We start from the raw sequence: 17,497 nt of genomic DNA, 5'->3' as shown, positions 1-17,497 counted from the left end.
TACAAAAGAGTTGACAGTAAGAAATGATCAGGAGATGTTAATATGCGAAAACTAATTCTTGCAATTGGCTTGACTGCAGTTATTCTAGTTGGTTGTGGCCAGGAGAATCTTCAGAGAAGCAACCCACTGGATCCGCAGTTTGGCGGTAATGGGGTAGTTCAGGGTTCATTCTACTTAAACGGTCAACCTATGTCCGGAGTAACTGTTTTTACTACACCTGCTACGAAAATTGCCACAACGGATGCGGGTGGAACATATATGCTTTCAATTGCCCCCGGAACGTATACTGTTTTAGCGCAAGCACCCTGGTTTAATCCTATAAGCTCTACGCAGCAAGCCGTGATAGCAGGTTCCACTATTAACGTTAACTTTAATCCGCCGAATATGACTCCTAATTACCAGGCTCCGTGCAATCCTGAGGGATTTGAAAATTATATAAGTGCGACCAGTCCGGGCTCACCCTGGAGCAACACCGCTTCCGGAGGTACCGTATTTGTTGACTCCAGTACATCCTCTGCGGGAATTAAATCCTGCAGGTTTGACAGCGGTAGTCTGGCAAATCAATACTCGAAACTTGAGCTTTATGGACTTAATACAACAGGAGTCCGGGTTTCAGCAAAAGTAAAGACGGATCAGGTTAGTTTAATTTGTAATATGAAAATCGGTGTGACTAATATGAATAATCAAACCACGGAGTTTGGTTTCGACGGCTCGGCAGCGGATTATGTGAAATATCTGCTTCCTTCGGGATTCACCGGTACACCTTTTGTATCTCCTTTTCCTGCATGTAATGAGTGGTACTATCTGTATTTTGAGGTGAATTATGAGGACAGGACTGCAAGGTTTGAACTCTGGAACCAGAATAAAACCATAAAGATGATGGATTCCGGAACGATTACTTTCAGCGGTACATACAGGAGTATAGACAAATTCTACATTAAGAATTCCAACTACTCTCAGGGGACTACCATTAATACTTATATTGACGAAATAGAGATTATAAAGAAATAAAAATTAATGCGAAATGGTTCCAATCAGGAAATATATGAGAAAAATATATTTGACCGTTTGTGTAGTAATAATTTTGGTTTTGCTTGGCTGCGGACAGGATAACCTTACAAGAAGCAATCCCCTGGATCCGCAATATAACGGCAGTTCGCTGGGTACTGCGACTTACACCGGTAAAGTAAGAAGCACCGACGGTAATACATTTCTTGTCAATGCTAGAGTGACCCTTTCAGGCAATAATTTTAACAAACAGGCGTACACAAATGATACAGGGGATTTTCTTATCAGTGACATCCCAATGGGGCAAAATCTTACAAGAAGTGTCACGGCTGCTTTCCATTCTGGCATACAGGATACTTTTACGGCCACGAACAGTACGGTTTATGATGAGAGGGTTTTGACACCGAAACCTCCTACAATAGAAGATAGTTTTGAAACCTACACGCCTGTCGCCCAGTTGTCTGTGCCCTGGTTCGTATCAATCACAGCTTCCGGCGGTGCCAATGTGATGGCGGGAGGTACCTCCGGTTCTTATGAACTTAACCTTTCCAAACCGGATGCCAGCGGTGCGGCGTATGTCTATAGGGTTATTACAGATAATTCTTCCTATAAAATCTCCGCAAAAGTACAAAGCAATATGGCTACTTATTGTTTTAGATTAGCCCTCTGCACAAATTCTAACGAGGAGATTGCAGGAATAGGATTTACCAATACCTCGATTGTCGGAATGCAGTATCAGACTAAGGCTGAAGGCACAAAAGATGATACGACACAATCACTCGGGACGCAGGGCGGGGGAACAATAGTTTTCTGGCTGCTTGAAGTTGAAGCGGACGGTCAGGAGAACAAAGCTACATTTACAGTCAAAGATGCCGTTACGAAAAGTATTATAATCCGGCGAACCGCGGTTTTAAATAATTCCGGAACGGCGATGCTTTCCAGAGCCCGCATTATAATGGATACACAGTCCCCGGCTCAGATACCACTCAGTATAAATGTTGACGAGTTCAAGGTGACGGAAAGATGAAAAAAACATTGATGTTGACTTTTTTGTGTTTTTTTATTTCGGGTTGCGGTCCTGAGAATCTGCAGAGGATTAATCCTCTAGATCCTAATTATAGCAGTGAGGGTAGCGGCGTAGTATCCGGAAGAGTAATGCTTGGTGGAATAGGGCTTTCTAATGCAACTGTGGCTTTAACGCCCTCTTTCTCTGGTTCTATTGTTCAGACAAACGGGACAGGGGACTTCAGTATCCGGGGTGTTCCTGCAGGCAGAGATTATACTTTGGCGGCCTCAGCTTCTTTCCTCAGGCAGACCGGCGGAGCTGTTGTTATAACAAAATTGAGTTCAGGGGAACAAAGAAGCGGGTATGCCGTGGCTATGAATGAAAATCCGGTGCTCTTTGAAGATTTTAATGGCTATACCGGAGCTCCTGCAACTCCAACTTGGCAGCCAGGGTATGTTGGCCCGTTCAATGTCAACAGTGGGGTAGGTGTAAGCGGTTCCAACGGCTGTCAAATTTCCACGGGTTCCGGACAAAATTACTTTCTTGATTCCAAACTTATATCAACCGGCAGCGGAATAAAAACAAAAGTTGCTATGCAAATAAGCGGTCAGGACAGTTCTTGTTTTCTTAAGCTGACAGATACGGCAGGAACCGGAGTTATCGAACTCGGTTTCTACAATCCGGGAGGAAGCTGGGGTGTCTATAGACGGACTCCGGCAAGCCCTACTTATGCTATCTGCACCTCTGCTTTGACAGCGAGTACTTATTATTCTTTCACTATCGTCGCCGATAATGATGCCAATACCGTCGAATTCAGTATAGATAATTACAGCGGGTCAAATGTCTGGAAGAGTTCACCCCAACCTATATGGAATACCAGCGCGCATAACAGTTTTAACAAGGTGTCCATTGTCCTGTACAATACCAGCGGTGTTTTCGCCTGTTATTTTGATGAAGTAAAAGCCCTCGCTAAATAATATCTTTTACTGGTTTTTTAAATAATAGAATATTGTATTAAAGTTCTTTATATTATAGTATAATTCTTGCAGAGGGAAAAAAATATGAGAAAAATATATATACTGGGATTGATAGTTTTATCGGTTGCTCTTATCGGTTGCGGTCCTGAAAATCTGCAAAGAAGCAATCCTATGGATCCTTTGTATAATGGCGGCGGGGAAGGCTTCGTAGAAGGTTTTGTAAGATATAGCAGTGGAGGGATGTCTGTTAACGGAGCAACCGTCTCGCTTGTAAATACAACTAAGACAAACACCACAGGTGATTCAGGTCATTATTTTTTTGATAAGGCACCGACTGGAAATATTACCCTTACGGTGACGTATCCCTGGTATTCTGATAGTTCCCAAATGATAGCCTTGGCAATCGGGGAGCATAAGACCGTAGATTTCTCTCTTTCTCCCGGCAGACCTTCTAATACTTTTCCCTGTGCTTTTAGCCCGTATACCTTCGGGCAGATACCTCCCTCACCCTGGTCAACAAATAAATTCGGCTCTGCAAGTATTTTACCGACGGTGGATAGCTCGGCTAGCCTCAGTGCTTCTCAAAGTGTTAAGTTTACCTGCGGAACTAATCTTAATGATTATTCAGAGTTAGTATACAGCGGTATAAATGGTACCAAAGGCGCAAGGGTTAAGGCGGCAATAAACGTATCGAGTATTAATCAAAACAGTTTCATGGTTGGATTGAAAGACTTAGCAAATAATGGACCGGAAATAGGAATATATAACAATAATTTCTATAGGAAAACTCCTTCCGGCACAGGATCAATTCTGTCCGGATTTGGGGCGCCGGCACAAGGCATCTTCTATTACGTAGAGATGGTTTATGACAAAGAAGCTGGGAGCGTAGCTTACAGCGTTTATAGTGCTTTGGATGTAATCATGGGCATTCCGTACACTATCACCGGACAAGCCAAGTATTCAACTGACAAGGTTTCGGTTGTACTTAAAGATACCTCAAGTGTTACTACCTATGCCTATATAGACGATATAGACGTACTCAAGAAATAGTTTGAAAATATCGTAAAAACACAGTAAAACAAATCCTATTTGCCGTATTAAAAAATACCCATCTTTCGGTAAAACAGAATACTTGATTTATGACCCTGTCGGGTGTTTTTGCTTCTCTTTCAAGGGGAAAACTGCATAAAACCGGCTAAACTTTTATCCAGATCCGGTCTTTTTTGTTAAATATCCATTTTTTATCATTAATCTTAAAATATTTAATTTTTAATTTTTTGCTTTGCGCCATTTTTATTGTTGTTTTCCAGTCTTTTATTCCGCTGAGTGCATCCATTTTTGTTACATTTTGAGCGCCTGCGGCTGTTGCGCATTTTACTGCGGTTATCGCAGATTCTCCCTTAACAAAAGCAGTTAAAAAACCGGCAATAGACGCGTCTCCAGCCCCGGTTGCGCTTGCTGCTTTTTCAACGTGAAAGCAGGGCGTCCAGATTTCTTTTTTTGCCCAATTTTTTATTTTTACCGGAAGTTTTTCTATAATAGCTTTCCCTGCGGTTTTTAAATAGTACCCGCGGTGCCCGCATTTTATAACTGCAATCTTAACGCCGTAATCGAGTAATGTATCTGCAACCCGGGTTAAATCTTTTAAAGTGAAAAAATCCACCGGATCTTTGCTGCCTGCGGCTTTTTTGATTTCGTAATAGCGTTTTTTGTTTAGTGTGTATAGAGCCTCTTCTATACTCGGCAGGAATATGTCCGTATACGGCATTAATTTTTTAAAAATATTATTCCAGTTAAGTTTACCTGCTTCTTCGCTTGGATCAGGCATAGTAATATCAAGGGATGTGACGGTCCCGAGTGACTTAGCTTTTTTGAATATTTTGACGAGCTCTGATCCGTTATTTAAATACAACTTCCGTAGGAGTGTAGGATATCCCAGATGAAGGACCCGCGCCTTCTTTACTGTATTAAAGTTTATATCGTTACAACCGAAAGTATTGTTTGTTCCCGGATTATGAAAGAAAAACCTGTCAACACCCGGAATTGCCATTACTATGGTGTAGGAACTGCTTTCAGATTTTATAGTGTTAATGCCGGATAAATTATTTGTATGCTGCTTTAATAGGGCCTTAATAATCCCGCCGAACATATCGTCGCTGATCTTTGTCATCAGTTCCACGCGGTTTCCCAATTTTAACAGGGAAAGGCCGGTGTTTGATACGGAACCGCCTGTTGAAAGCACGGCCTTATCGATAATTGTAAGGCTGCCGGCCGAGAATAGTTTACTCATATCTCCTGTTTTTGATTTAGAAAATGAGGGAAAAATATCAAGGCAGATGTGTCCTGCCGCTACAAAATCTATGCTCTTATTCATAATGATATATTAAGCAATAATCATTGAATAATCAAGGAAATTATCTATTGTTAAAAAAAATCTATTGTGATAATATTTAAATGATGTAAAAGTATGTTATAAGATTTGTAAATAAAAGGGGGAGCTATGGGTGGTAAAGTAAGAATTGGAGTAATCGGTGCAGGAATAGGCTCGGCGCACTCAAAAGCATTGAAACAGGTTAAAGATGCGGAACTTTCAGCTATCTGCGATATTGACGAGGCAAGGGCAAAAGTTGCGGCAACTAACTGGCAGATACCTAAAGTATATAAAGATTATAAGGAAATGATAAAAAAAGAGAAACTTGATGCGGTAACTGTAGCACTCCCGAATCATCTCCACAAGGAAGTAACGATTAAAGCTTTTGAAATGGGTTGTCATGTTTTTTGTGAAAAACCTATGGCAATGAATGCCGGGGAAGCAGAGGAGATGATAGCTGCCGGAAAAAAAGCAAAAAAGATATTAGCAATAGGATTTGTGCAAAGGTTCAGGTCTGAGAGCCTGCTGCTTAAAAAGCTTATTACCGGGGGGGATATGGGAAATGTTTATCATTCCATGGTGTTTGCTTTGAGAAGAAGGGGTGTCCCGGGATGGGGAACCTGGTTTACTACCAAATCAAAATCAGGCGGCGGCGGTCTTATTGATATCGGAGTTCATATCATAGACCTTACAATGTGGGAAATGGGATTCCCCAAGCCGGTATCCGTTACGGGTTCCGAATATATGATGTTCGGTCATAAAAAAGATTACAACTATATCTCTATGTGGGGCTCAAAGAATGAAAAGGGAATTTACGACGTGGATGATTATGCTACTGCTTTTGTAAGGTTTGAAAATGGCGCTACCATGACGCTCGAAGTCAGCTGGGCGGCAAATGTTGAAAAGGACTGTTTTTATTCCGTTATACTTGGTGATAAGGGCGGGGCCAGATTGGATATTGACGAGCCGTTAAAAATTTACACCGAACATTACGGTAAAATCGCCGATATCGTTCCAAAGTATATAAAAGAAGATAACTGGTTTAATCAGTTCAGTAATTTTATTGATAGTGTGAAAAATAACAAGACTCCGGTAACTCCGGGAGAGCATGGCTTGCAGGTGCAAAAAGTTATTGATGCGATATATTTGTCGTCAAAAACAAAAAAAGAAGTTAAAATTACATAATTTAATTATTGCAGAGATTTTTAGCGGAGCGATAATAGCAGTTTTTGCTATTATCGCTCCGTTGTAGTTAGAGTTGCTTTCCAGTCATATTTTAGACCCTATTGTAGGAAGGTTGAGAAAAAATCAATAAAATAAATCATTTTTGCCGCTTTTAAAAATGCCCAATTTCTGGTAAAATACAATGTTTAGATTTAATTGCTTTTCAAAGGGGAATCAATATGAAGAACGATATTAAAGTAGGGTTAATCGGCTTTGGTACGGTTGGGGCTTCAGCTGTCAGGATAATTAATGAAAATAATGCCAAAGTAAGCAGGCGCGCCGGCGGCAGGATAATTGTAACAAGGATCGCGGATAAAGATATTACTACTAACCGGGGTGTTAAAATTGACAAAAAGATACTTACCACCGATGCCTATAATATCATAAATGATCCGGATATAGATATTGTTGTCGAGCTAATCGGTGGAGTTGAGCCTGCCCATAAGTTTATTATTGATGCCCTGAATAACGGTAAACATGTTGTAACAGCCAATAAAGCTGTGCTTGCTAAATACTGGGAAGAGATAATGGAAACAGCGAAGAAGAACGGAGTGGATGTATATATCGAAGCTTCTGTCGGCGCCGGAATACCGGTTATACAAGCTCTCCATGACGGTTTGGCGGCAAATAATATTAAATCCATATATGGCATTGTAAACGGTACTACCAATTATATCCTTACAAGGATGCTCGAGGACAATAAGGATTTTGAAGAAGTGCTTAAAGACGCGCAAAAAAAAGGTTACGCGGAGGCGGATCCTTCTACGGATCTTGAAGGTAAAGATGCGGCGAACAAACTGGCAATACTTTCTTCCATTGCCTTTGATACGGCCGTTGACCTTAAGGATGTCTACGTGGAAGGAATTTCCCGTATTACCAGAAAAGATATGCTCAATGCCAGGGAGCTTGGATATGTTATTAAACTTCTTGCAATTGCCAAGGCTGTGGACGGGACCCTGGATGTCAGGGTTCATCCCGCGCTTATTTCCAGCGAACACCAGTTGGCTGCGGTTGATGATGTGTATAACGGTATTTATTTCGTCGGTGACGCGGTTGGGCCTGTTATGTTCTACGGACAGGGAGCCGGCGGAGATTCAGCCGCTTCCGCGGTCGTAAGTGATATTATATATATCGCAAGGAATATAATAAACGGAATAGCGGGTAAAGTTCCAAGCGTATTTTTTGAAAAAGGAAAAGCAAAAATTAAAGTTAAATCCATAAATGAAATAAATTTCAGGTATTTTTTGAGATTTACAGTTCTGGATAAACCCGGAGTATTTGCGAAAATAGCGGGAGTACTTGCAACGCATGGAATCAGCATCTCTTCTGTAGATCAGAAAGAACAGCATTCGGGCAGTAAAGTTCCGGTAATTATAACCACTCATGAGGCAAAAGAGAAAGAGATGAGAAAGGCCCTTGCTGAAATAGATAAACTTTCCGCCACCAAAGAAAAAACCCTGGCGCTGCGTATGGAAAAGGGAGAATAATGAAAGAAATAAATATTTATAAAGGATTGATTGACACCTGGAGAAAATATCTTCCGGTAACAAAAAAGACTCCGGTGATTTCCCTTTGTGAAGGAAATACTCCGCTGATACGCGCTTTTAATCTTGAAAGAAAGATCAGTAAAGATATTGAGCTTTATCTGAAGTTTGAAGGTATGAACCCGACCGGTTCTTTTAAAGACCGCGGAATGACAATGGCAATTTCCAAAGCAAAGGAGGAAGGTTCCAAAGCGGTAATCTGTGCTTCTACGGGAAATACTTCTGCTTCGGCCGCGGCTTATGCCGCCAGAGCGGGAATGAAGTGTGTGGTTATTCTTCCTGCCGGAAAGATAGCTTTGGGTAAACTTACGCAAGCTCTTATGCATGGAGCTACGGTGCTTGCTGTAGACGGTAACTTCGATGATGCTTTAAATGTTGTTAAAGAGATCTCCTCAAAATATCCGATAACACTTGTTAATTCTATTAATCCTTACAGAATAGAGGGGCAAAAAACAGGAGCTTTTGAGATATGCGAGAATTTTGTCCCTGATTTTCACGCGATTCCTGTCGGAAATGCCGGAAATATTACTGCATATTGGAAGGGATATAAGGAGTTTAGAGCTGTCGGAAGGATTAACAGAACTCCCGTAATGCTTGGTTTTCAGGCGGAAGGAGCGGCTCCGATTGTCCGTGGATATCCGGTAGAAAAACCTGAAACGATAGCGACTGCAATACGTATTGGGAATCCTGCTTCCTGGAAACAGGCGGAGGCGGCGAGGGATGAATCCAAAGGTCTTATTGATATGGTGAGTGATAATGAAATAGTGGCAGCTTATAAAATACTTGCGGCAACAGAAGGCGTATTTTGTGAACCGGCTTCAGCAGCTTCAATAGCCGGTGTCTATAAACTTGCAGGAAAAAAATATTTTTCAAAGAAAGCCGGTACTAAAAAAGCCAGAGTAGTTTGTATCCTGACAGGTCACGGTCTTAAAGATCCTGACAGGGCAATTAAGGTCTCCAAACCACCCATAACGGTTAAACCTAGCATTAAAGAAATAATGAAGCACATTTCCTTGTAAAACAAGCACTAAGAATAAAGCACTAAGCACTAAAAAGGAAGACAATTTATGGCGAGTATGCCGCAGAAAACCACGGAGGTAACTCCGTGGATGAATGCGGCATGAATAATAAGCAAAGCTTTTCCCGATAGGAAATATATCATAAAGCGGGATAAATTTGAATTCCATTCGCCGAAACTCCGGACGTAAGTCCGCAGAGGTTCATATATTACAATGATTTTGCTTAGGATTTAGGATTTTAAGCTTAGTTATTGATTTACTTTTGGTTTACATTTTGGCCTTTAAATGGTAAAATGAACTATTAAGGCAAAACCGCCTGTTTGAGGCGGTTTGTTATTTAAAATGAGAAAGGTTTAAAGACGTTGTGATTAGAGAAAAAAAGATAGGGGCAAGTATACTTAGATCCGGAGACAAGGAGCAGAAATAGATGGGTATATTGCTTGACGAAGCACCATATATACTGGAAAAGTTCCCCGGCGGAGGGTTTGTAATTACATCCGCAGACTGGTTTATTAACTGGTCTCGCGCTAATTCTCTTTGGCCATTGACTTTTGGTTTAGCCTGCTGTGCTTTCGAAATGATCTCAGCAAATATGTCAAAATATGACCTTGACCGGTTCGGGGTCTTCCCGAGACCCACTCCCAGACAGGCTGATCTTATATTTGTAGCTGGAACATTGACAAAAAAAATGGCTCCAAGGCTGAAAAAACTTTATGACCAGATGGGAGAGCCCAAATATGTTATATCTATGGGGAGTTGTTCAAACACCGGCGGGCCTTTCTATGATTCTTATTCCGTTGTAAAAGGAGTGGACAAGGTAATTCCGGTGGATGTTTATGTTACAGGCTGTCCGCCTCGTCCCGAGAATCTCATTCAGGGTATTATAAAACTGCAGGAAAAAATAAAAAAGGATACAATAAAGAACAATGGACGCGCAAGAATATTTAACAAAAATAAAAGCTAAGTTCCCGGACGTCGCTGATGTACCTGCTGAAAAGTTAAAGGACGGTATACCTGCCCTTAGCTGTCCGGCGGCTTCTTTATTTGAGGTTGTGAGATACCTCAAGGAAGAGAGCCTTAATTTCCTTATGAATCTTTGCGCTACGGATTACAAAGAATATTTTGAAGTGATATATCATTTTACTTCCCTGGAAAATAAGGTAAAGCTTGCGTTAAAAGTAAAACTTCCAAAAGAAAGGCCGGCTGTAGCATCAATAACACTTCTTCATGCGGGCGCTGACTGGCAGGAGCGAGAAGCCTTTGACCTGCTTGGTATTGACTTTCCGGGACATCCGAATTTAAAAAGAATTTTACTTCCCTGCGAATGGGAAGGACATCCTTTGAGAAAAGACTATGACAGAAAACCAGATCAATACGACTAAAATATTAGATAAAGACGGCTTTGAGACCATGTATTTAAACATGGGGCCTCAGCATCCTTCTACACACGGGGTGTTACGCCTTGGACTGGTGCTTGACGGTGAAGTTATCGTAAAAGCAGAACCTGATATCGGCTATTTGCACAGAGGTATGGAAAAGCTTGCCGAGAAACGTACTTATCAGGCAAATATTGCTATGAGCGACAGGTATGATTATGTTTGTTCAATGAACAATAATTTTGCAGTTGCGTTAGCAATAGAGAAACATCTAGGAGTTGAAGCGCCAATAAGGGCTCAATATATAAGGATACTGATGGCAGAGCTGAACAGGGTTGTAAATCATATGCTCTTCTTTGGTTTCTTTGCCATGGATCTTGGAGCAACCACAGCTTTGGTTTTTGGATTCAGAGAGAGAGAACAGGTTATTGAACTTTTTGAAAGTGTTTCGGGAGCCCGTCTTACTTATAATTATTTCAGAGTGGGAGGCGTAGCAAGAGATCTTCCGTCTGATTTTGTAGAAAAAACAAAAGTGTTTATCAGGTTTATGAGAGCTAAATTAAAAGATTATGATAATCTGGTCACGGATAATGTTATTTTCAGGGACAGGACAGAAGGTGTCGGGAAGTTCTCAAAAGAAGATTGTGTCGGCTATTCCTTAAGCGGTCCGATAATCAGAGCTTCAGGCATTAAATATGATATTAGAAAAGACGATACTTATTCCGTATATAATGAATTTGATTTTAATGTTCCTGCTCTGGAAAATGGAGATTGTTTTGACCGGTATTTACTGAGAATGCTGGAACTCCGTGAATCATTAAAGATCATTGAACAGGTACTGGAAAAACTTGAACCTGGTGAAATTATTGCAAAAGTTCCAAAAGTAATAAAACCTCCTGTCGGAGAAGCTTATGTGAGGACAGAGTCGCCCAAAGGTGAACTGTCCGTTTATTTAGTAAGTGACGGTTCTGCCAATCCTTACAGATTTCATCTTAGAGCGCCGTCTTTTATTAATTTACAGATACTTCAAAAAGTTCTGGTCGGTGTCAAAGTTGCTGATGTTATCGCAATTTTAGGTTCTATTGATATAACTCTCGGAGAGATTGACAGATGAGTTCAAATTACGGATTGGAAAAAGTATGGTTATGGGGCGTTTCCCTTATTGAACGATTGATAAGCTGGCTGGGACTTCCCTATATTTTTGCGTATACTATAGAAAAAATAATATTTGGTGTTGCTCTTTTGGTTTTTATCGCGGTTTCAGTCCTGTATCTTATCTGGCTGGAGAGAAAAGTTTCCGCGCATATGCAATCACGTATGGGGCCTATGCATGTGGGCGGATGGAGAGGCTGGGCTCAAACTATAGCAGACATGGTAAAGCTCTTGTTTAAAGAGGATATTATCCCTTCAAAGGCGGACAAATGGGTTCATAGGATTGCTCCGATAGTGGTTTTTGTGCCTTCCCTGATGGCATTTCTGGTCATCCCCTTTGAGAAGAACCTTATAGTTCAAGATCTTAATATAGGGATACTTTTAATATTTGCTTTTTCTTCTATTGCCGTTCTTGCTATTATCATGGGCGGCTGGTCTTCCAATAATAAATATACCCTTCTTGGCGGTATCCGGTCGGCTGCGCAGATGGTGAGTTATGAAATCCCTCTGGTGCTTTCCATTTTAAGCATTGTTATGGTTGTAGGAAGCTTGAAACTCAATGATATGGTTGCTGCTCAAAGCGGAGACGGTAAGTTCTGGTTTGTATTTACTCAACCGCTGGCTTTTATATTGTACCTGGTTGCCGGTACAGCGGAAGTTAATAGAGTTCCGTTTGATATTCCTGAGGCTGAATCCGAGATAGTTTCCGGTTATAATACCGAATATAGCGGTCTTAAATATGGCTTTTACATGCTCTCGGAATTTACGAATATGCTTATTATTTCAATGGTTGCGGCTACGGTATTTTTGGGAGGCTGGAGCGCACCTGCCTGGCTTTCCTTCTTACCGGGTGTTGTTGTACTTTTAATTAAGACTTATTTCATTGTTTTTATTTTGATGTGGTTCAGATGGACTTTTCCCAGATTAAGGGTTGATCGCTTGATGGATTTTGGATGGAAGATTCTTATTCCTCTGGCGTTTCTTAACATATTTATTATCGGACTTCGCATGGTGGTGTTTAAATGGTAAATTACTTTGTAAAGATATTTAAAGGTACCTGGAGTTTAATAAAAGGTATGGGCGTTACTTTAAAATATTACTTTACAAAACCTGTAACTGTGCAATATCCTTACGAAAGGCGGGAGGTTGCTCCGGTCTGGCGCGGAACGCTCAGACAGCTCTGTGATGATAAGAGCGTGGAGATTTGCGATGGTTGTCAGATTTGCGCCAAGATCTGTCCCGTTCAATGCATAACCATGGAAGTCTATAAAGATCCTATAGATAATAAAAGAAAAACCAGCAGTTATACCGTTGATTTTGGCAGGTGCATGTTTTGCGGCTTATGCGTAGAGTCCTGCCCAAAAAAATGCCTGGTGCATACGACTGACTATGAGTTCGTCTCTTACGATAGAGCCGGGATGGTGCTGGGGAAAGACAAGTTGGTAAGAAAATAATAACTAAGAATAAAGCACTAAGCACTAAAAATGAAGGTATTTAAAATAAGTACAATGATTTTGTTTAGGATTTAGAATTTAAGTCTTGATTGATTTTGTGTTTGTTTAGTGCTTAGAATTTAGATCTTAGTGATTGAATTTGGATGGAATTGCAAGTTTAAATCTGTTATTATACTAAAACCTCGTTCTTGATGTTGTATCAAGCTTCAAACGCCGGGATGGTGGAATTGGCAGACACGTACGCTTGAGGTGCGTATGGGCTTTCCCGTGGGGGTTCAAGTCCCCCTCCCGGCACCATAAAGCAGAAAATCGACAATAGAAAATAGAGAATAGATAAGGAAGATATTGAATAAAAGAAGATGTCAACTTTCGATTCTCGATTTTCAAAGTGTTTCATAAATATACCACATTAATTCAAACCCAGGCCCCAGAACCTAGAACCCAGGACCTGCACTTATCAAGGAGTTCATCATGCTTATAATCGGAGAAAGAATAAATGCTACCAGAAAACATGTCGGCGCGGCTGTTGCCAATAAAGATGAGAAGTATATAATAAAAGAGGCGACGGAACAGGAACAGTTCGGGGCCCACATGATAGATGTTAATGCCGGCAAGTCTCCGGAAAAAGAAGTAGAAGATATGAAATGGCTTATGGAGCTGGTCCAGAAGCATACAAAGCTTCCTATCTGTATTGATTCGGCGAATTCGAAAGCGGTTGCTGCCGCCCTTCAATTAAACAAAAACGGCAGGCCTTTAGTTAATTCAGTTACGGATGAGCAGCCAAAAATAGAATCAATTCTGCCGCTTGTTAAACAATATGACACTATGGTAGTTGCGCTGCTTATAGATGAAAAAGGTGTTGCGGATACCGTAAACCGCCGTATGGAAATTGCTGATTCGCTTGTTAATAAGATACTTAAAATAGGAATAAAGATCGAAGATATTTATGTTGATCCTTGCATTTTTCCGTTGTCAACGAACGGTATAAACGGATTGGATGCGGCTGAAAGCATTATGAAGATCAAAGCAAAGTTCCCGGGGATAAAAACTACTTGCGGGCTTTCAAATATCTCTTATGGGCTTCCATTAAGAGCTCTTATCAATCAGGCTTTTGTTGTAATGCTTATGACTGCGGGGCTTGATTCAGCGCTTATTGATCCTCTTGATAAAAAGATGGTGTCACTTGTCTATGCGGCGAAGGCGCTTCTTAATAAAGATGAATACTGTATGGATTATATTACGGCAGCCAGAGAAGAAAAGCTTGTCTAAAAGTTAAAGCTGTTTTGGAGCCAAAATGAAACCTGCCCGAACTTATGCACACAGGGTAAACAAAGCAGAAAAATTCCTGAACGGTTTAAATGACTACGAGAGAACCACAGGTTATTCCTATAATGCCGCATATTTTAATCTGAAAAGAATGAAATATCTTCTTTCATTAATGGGCGATCCTCATTTAAAAGTACGTTCCATCCACGTGACCGGAACAAAAGGCAAAGGGTCCACCTCGAATTATATCGCTTCTATTTTGCGGGCCGCAGGGATCAAGACCGGGCTTTACACTTCTCCTCATATCCTGACATTCAGAGAGAGAATAAAGATAAATAATAAAAATATTTCCTGGAAAGAACTTGACCGCCTGACCGAAGAGATCAAACCCCTGGTTGAAAAAATAGAAAAAGAGACAAAATACGGCTTGCCTACGTTTTTTGAAGTCTATACCGCCATGGGCATTTTATATTTTTTTAAAAAGAAGGTTGACGTAATGGTCCTTGAGGTCGGTATGGGTGGAAGATTGGATGCTACCAATGTCGTTCATCCCTTGGTATCGGTCATTACCCCAATAAGTCTGGATCACGTTAAGGAATTAGGAAACACTGTAAGAAAGATTGCATGGGAAAAGGCGGGGATAATTAAACAGGGGGTTCCTGTTGTTTCTGCCCTTCAGAAAAGTGAAGCGTTACGTATTCTCAAAAATAGAGCGAAAGAGCGAAAATCTGTATTCAAAATCGAAGGTCGTGACTTTTTCCATGAAGTTACAGCTGATACGCATAACGGAATAAGCTTCAATTTGAAAGGTCTGAATTTGAATTTTAATAATATAAACTCAAGAATGCTGGGATCTCATCAAGCTCAAAATGCTTCAGTTGCTCTTGCCTCCGTAGAGTTGGCTGCCGGTAAACTTGGAATAACAAGTACTCTTTTAAAAAAAATCGTGCCTGGAGCTCTTGGTAAGATGCTCCTGCCTGGAAGAATTCAGGTTATCTCAAAAAAACCTTTTGTTGTTTTTGATGCTGCTCATAATGCGGCTTCTGCAAAAGTTCTTATGGATTCTTTGAGAAAATTTAAATATGATAAACTCATCATGGTTCTGGGAATGTCGGCGAATAAAGACTTTAAAGGCTTTATTCAAGTTCTGGAAAAAGAAACTGATCTGGCTGTTTATGTCAAATCTTCAAATTACAGGTCAGCGGATCCGGAGGAACTATTAAAAGTTTCTAATATTAAAAATGGAAAAGCCTTCTATGATGTTCCTTTAGGTATAAATTATGCCCTGAAAATAGCAGGGAGGAAGGATCTGGTCTGTATAACAGGTTCTTTCTATGTTCTTTATGATGCTTTTAGATACCTTAAAGTCCGGTTGTAGAGAAACAAGATAACGAATTGAGCGAAGTATAAATAATAAGACCACAATTCTTCGCGAAATCCGCCTAGGCGGAGGGTAGGCAATGATAATATTAATAGATGCATACAATGTAATGCGTTCCACCGCTTTTGCGGATGATTTTGATTTTAAAATACTTAGAAATCAGAGGGAAAAGTTCCTTTCTCTTTTATCCGAATATGCTTCAAGGGTAACACACCGGGTAATTGCTGTTTTTGACGGTGCCGGCACAGGTGAACTCCTTTCTAATTCAGAAAACTTTGGAAATGTAGAGATCCTTTATTCTTCAGGGGGAGAATCGGCAGATGATGTTATTAAAAAAATGGCAGCGGAAGCTTCAAATCCGAGAAATATTATGGTTGTTTCTTCTGATAAAGAAATAATGTACTATGTAAAGCAATGCGGAGCAAATGTAGTCCCTGCCGGTGAATTGTATTCTAAAATAAGGTCAAAAAGTACTCCGTTACAGAGTGATTATAAAGATCCTGAATATATCGAAAAATACATTAAGGGCTATGAAGAGGAAAAAAGCAGCCGCCGGCCAAAAAACAAAAAAAGAAAAGCAATTTCGTGGTAAAATGTGATAGAATAATTAAGTAAAATAAATGTGTTTTTGGAGGATTTATGTTAAAAAAAACAGGTATTTTGATTCTGCTGGTTTTTTCAATTTCACTGCTTGTGATTTCTCCCGGGGACCGGCTTTTTGCTGCGGAAAGTAATACTGATGCGAAAAAAACCGTCTCAAAGACCGAGACAGAACGAGCAAGGAGACTTCTTACTATTACCGGGCTGACTTCGTCTCAAATCAGTAAATATGGAATAAGTGAAGATATAGTTTTGCAAATTCATGCTGCGGCTGTAGTTTCAGGGAGTAGTTTTCAAGTGGTTTATGAAAATAGCGACAAAGGTGCCAGCCTCACCGACTTCTATAAAAAGTATTCTGTCTCTGCTTCTGCTCAAACAGCTGCAACAGCAAAATATACTAAATTGAAAGCTGATTTAGAAAAGACAGAAACGGCAGCACAAACACCTGCCGGTGTAGACAAAAGGGCTATGGCTGACGTAATATCTATAAAAACCGGAATTTCCAGTAGTATGATTATGGATTATGGTTTTGGCTCGGGAATACCCGTGAATGATATTATCACTTGCTGTGTTATAGCTGCCAAGTCAGGTAATAGCCTTTCAGTTGTCATAGAAAAAAGAAAAAAAAGAGGTACTATTGCGAATGTCTATAAGGATCTTTCAATAGATACCCAGAAGCAGTATGAAATTTCAGCTGTTGTAAATTCCTGTCGTGAAGAAGTTGAGATGGCGGGAAAACCTAAAGGAGCAGGAAATACGCCTTTAATAGACATTAGTGGAAATAAAATATTAGAAGCGGCAAAACTTGCTGATATTACCGGAGTAACGAAAAACAGCATTATTGATGCCATGAAAAAAGGCAACAGCAGCACTGACATAATTAAGGCTATTGCAATAGTAAAAAAAATAGGAGGCAATTTAACTTCAATACTTGAGATCAAAAGAGACGGGGGCTGGATGAAAGTTAATTCGTATTATGGAGTCGGAAGCGTTCAGGCTCAGAATGAAATCGCCGGTATCATTAAAGAAATTAATGATAAAATAAAACCGCCTGTGCCTGTTCAAAAAAAAGTATTGGTAAATGGAAGATAATTTGAGTTTCATATTAAAAAATATTTA

At 40.3% G+C, this 17,497-nt stretch carries 17 protein-coding genes and 1 tRNA gene; 17 read left to right on the top strand and 1 reads right to left on the bottom strand.

The features are described 5' to 3' along the window. Positions 1 to 42: 42 nt before the first annotated feature. From A2536_11440 to A2536_11425, 4 genes are all read left to right on the top strand, one after another. Positions 43 to 1,011 carry a hypothetical protein gene (locus tag A2536_11440; protein OGF47995.1) on the top strand — a complete coding sequence of 323 codons (969 nt, stop codon included), beginning with the start codon at positions 43 to 45 and terminating at the stop codon, positions 1,009 to 1,011. A 34-nt stretch (positions 1,012 to 1,045) separates the two neighbouring features. After that, a complete protein-coding gene (locus A2536_11435) occupies positions 1,046 to 2,035 on the top strand; it encodes a hypothetical protein (protein OGF47994.1) in 990 nt (329 codons plus the stop codon). Next, positions 2,032 to 2,991 (top strand): hypothetical protein, encoded by a 960-nt coding sequence (locus A2536_11430; protein ID OGF47993.1) that lies wholly within the window; start codon positions 2,032 to 2,034, stop codon positions 2,989 to 2,991. The genes A2536_11435 and A2536_11430 overlap by 4 nt, the downstream gene beginning before the upstream one ends. A gap of 84 nt (positions 2,992 to 3,075) precedes the next feature. Then, a complete protein-coding gene (locus tag A2536_11425) occupies positions 3,076 to 4,041 on the top strand; it encodes a hypothetical protein (protein ID OGF47992.1) in 966 nt (321 codons plus the stop codon). Positions 4,042 to 4,186: 145 nt separating this feature from the next. Here the strand turns inward: A2536_11425 and A2536_11420 are convergent, their stop codons facing one another. After that, the gene (locus tag A2536_11420) at positions 4,187 to 5,281 is read right to left on the bottom strand and encodes a hypothetical protein (protein ID OGF47991.1); all 1,095 of its coding nucleotides are present in this window, start codon (positions 5,279 to 5,281) and stop codon (positions 4,187 to 4,189) included. Between the two features lie 210 nt (positions 5,282 to 5,491). Between A2536_11420 and A2536_11415 the strand changes: the two genes are divergently transcribed. The 13 genes from A2536_11415 (at position 5,492) to A2536_11355 (ending at position 17,470) form a co-directional block, all read left to right on the top strand. Continuing rightward, positions 5,492 to 6,547: a hypothetical protein gene (locus A2536_11415; protein OGF47990.1), complete on the top strand. Its 1,056-nt coding sequence runs from the start codon at positions 5,492 to 5,494 to the stop codon at positions 6,545 to 6,547. 218 nt (positions 6,548 to 6,765) lie between these two features. Beyond that, positions 6,766 to 8,073, top strand: a complete 1,308-nt coding sequence (locus A2536_11410) for a homoserine dehydrogenase (protein ID OGF47989.1) — start codon at positions 6,766 to 6,768, stop codon at positions 8,071 to 8,073. Continuing rightward, on the top strand, positions 8,073 to 9,149 hold the full coding sequence (locus tag A2536_11405; protein ID OGF47988.1) for a threonine synthase: 1,077 nt from the start codon (positions 8,073 to 8,075) through the stop codon (positions 9,147 to 9,149). The genes A2536_11410 and A2536_11405 overlap by 1 nt, the downstream gene beginning before the upstream one ends. Before the next feature lie 427 nt (positions 9,150 to 9,576). Further along, the gene (locus A2536_11400; GenBank protein OGF47987.1) at positions 9,577 to 10,113 is read left to right on the top strand and encodes an NADH dehydrogenase; all 537 of its coding nucleotides are present in this window, start codon (positions 9,577 to 9,579) and stop codon (positions 10,111 to 10,113) included. Beyond that, complete coding sequence (locus A2536_11395; protein ID OGF47986.1) at positions 10,076 to 10,531, top strand: hypothetical protein; 456 nt, start codon at positions 10,076 to 10,078, stop codon at positions 10,529 to 10,531. Before A2536_11400 ends, A2536_11395 begins: the two co-directional genes overlap by 38 nt. Then, entirely contained in the window at positions 10,503 to 11,639 is a 1,137-nt protein-coding gene (locus A2536_11390) for an NADH dehydrogenase (GenBank protein OGF47985.1), read from the top strand. The genes A2536_11395 and A2536_11390 overlap by 29 nt, the downstream gene beginning before the upstream one ends. A 14-nt stretch (positions 11,640 to 11,653) precedes the next feature. Continuing rightward, on the top strand, positions 11,654 to 12,706 hold the full coding sequence (locus A2536_11385; GenBank protein OGF48010.1) for an NADH-quinone oxidoreductase subunit H: 1,053 nt from the start codon (positions 11,654 to 11,656) through the stop codon (positions 12,704 to 12,706). After that, positions 12,700 to 13,131 carry a hypothetical protein gene (locus A2536_11380; GenBank protein OGF47984.1) on the top strand — a complete coding sequence of 144 codons (432 nt, stop codon included), beginning with the start codon at positions 12,700 to 12,702 and terminating at the stop codon, positions 13,129 to 13,131. Before A2536_11385 ends, A2536_11380 begins: the two co-directional genes overlap by 7 nt. A gap of 212 nt (positions 13,132 to 13,343) precedes the next feature. Next, a tRNA-Leu gene (locus A2536_11375) sits at positions 13,344 to 13,428 on the top strand. Between the two features lie 174 nt (positions 13,429 to 13,602). Next, positions 13,603 to 14,400 carry a methyltetrahydrofolate--corrinoid methyltransferase gene (locus tag A2536_11370; protein ID OGF47983.1) on the top strand — a complete coding sequence of 266 codons (798 nt, stop codon included), beginning with the start codon at positions 13,603 to 13,605 and terminating at the stop codon, positions 14,398 to 14,400. Positions 14,401 to 14,425: 25 nt separating this feature from the next. Next, positions 14,426 to 15,775: a hypothetical protein gene (locus tag A2536_11365; protein OGF47982.1), complete on the top strand. Its 1,350-nt coding sequence runs from the start codon at positions 14,426 to 14,428 to the stop codon at positions 15,773 to 15,775. 82 nt (positions 15,776 to 15,857) lie between these two features. Then, positions 15,858 to 16,370: a hypothetical protein gene (locus A2536_11360; protein OGF47981.1), complete on the top strand. Its 513-nt coding sequence runs from the start codon at positions 15,858 to 15,860 to the stop codon at positions 16,368 to 16,370. A 47-nt stretch (positions 16,371 to 16,417) separates the two neighbouring features. Continuing rightward, positions 16,418 to 17,470 (top strand): hypothetical protein, encoded by a 1,053-nt coding sequence (locus A2536_11355; GenBank protein OGF47980.1) that lies wholly within the window; start codon positions 16,418 to 16,420, stop codon positions 17,468 to 17,470. Positions 17,471 to 17,497 lie beyond the last annotated feature (27 nt).

This window comes from Candidatus Firestonebacteria bacterium RIFOXYD2_FULL_39_29 (genome assembly GCA_001778375.1).
Taxonomy (GTDB): Bacteria; Oederibacteriota; D2-FULL-39-29; order D2-FULL-39-29; family D2-FULL-39-29; genus D2-FULL-39-29.
This window is presented reverse-complemented; position numbering and strand designations above follow the sequence as displayed.

Bases quoted from the DNA above. Each gene is read 5' to 3' on its own strand.
- A2536_11440 (OGF47995.1), top strand. From the start codon at position 43: ATGCGAAAACTAATTCTTGCAATTGGCTTGACTGCAGTTATTCTAGTT.
- A2536_11435 (OGF47994.1), top strand. From the start codon at position 1,046: ATGAGAAAAATATATTTGACCGTTTGTGTAGTAATAATTTTGGTTTTG.
- A2536_11430 (OGF47993.1), top strand. From the start codon at position 2,032: ATGAAAAAAACATTGATGTTGACTTTTTTGTGTTTTTTTATTTCGGGT.
- A2536_11425 (OGF47992.1), top strand. From the start codon at position 3,076: ATGAGAAAAATATATATACTGGGATTGATAGTTTTATCGGTTGCTCTT.
- A2536_11420 (OGF47991.1), bottom strand. From the start codon at position 5,281: ATGAGTAAACTATTCTCGGCCGGCAGCCTTACAATTATCGATAAGGCC.
- A2536_11415 (OGF47990.1), top strand. From the start codon at position 5,492: ATGGGTGGTAAAGTAAGAATTGGAGTAATCGGTGCAGGAATAGGCTCG.
- A2536_11410 (OGF47989.1), top strand. From the start codon at position 6,766: ATGAAGAACGATATTAAAGTAGGGTTAATCGGCTTTGGTACGGTTGGG.
- A2536_11405 (OGF47988.1), top strand. From the start codon at position 8,073: ATGAAAGAAATAAATATTTATAAAGGATTGATTGACACCTGGAGAAAA.
- A2536_11400 (OGF47987.1), top strand. From the start codon at position 9,577: ATGGGTATATTGCTTGACGAAGCACCATATATACTGGAAAAGTTCCCC.
- A2536_11395 (OGF47986.1), top strand. From the start codon at position 10,076: ATGGACGCGCAAGAATATTTAACAAAAATAAAAGCTAAGTTCCCGGAC.
- A2536_11390 (OGF47985.1), top strand. From the start codon at position 10,503: ATGACAGAAAACCAGATCAATACGACTAAAATATTAGATAAAGACGGC.
- A2536_11380 (OGF47984.1), top strand. From the start codon at position 12,700: ATGGTAAATTACTTTGTAAAGATATTTAAAGGTACCTGGAGTTTAATA.
- A2536_11370 (OGF47983.1), top strand. From the start codon at position 13,603: ATGCTTATAATCGGAGAAAGAATAAATGCTACCAGAAAACATGTCGGC.
- A2536_11365 (OGF47982.1), top strand. From the start codon at position 14,426: ATGAAACCTGCCCGAACTTATGCACACAGGGTAAACAAAGCAGAAAAA.
- A2536_11360 (OGF47981.1), top strand. From the start codon at position 15,858: ATGATAATATTAATAGATGCATACAATGTAATGCGTTCCACCGCTTTT.
- A2536_11355 (OGF47980.1), top strand. From the start codon at position 16,418: ATGTTAAAAAAAACAGGTATTTTGATTCTGCTGGTTTTTTCAATTTCA.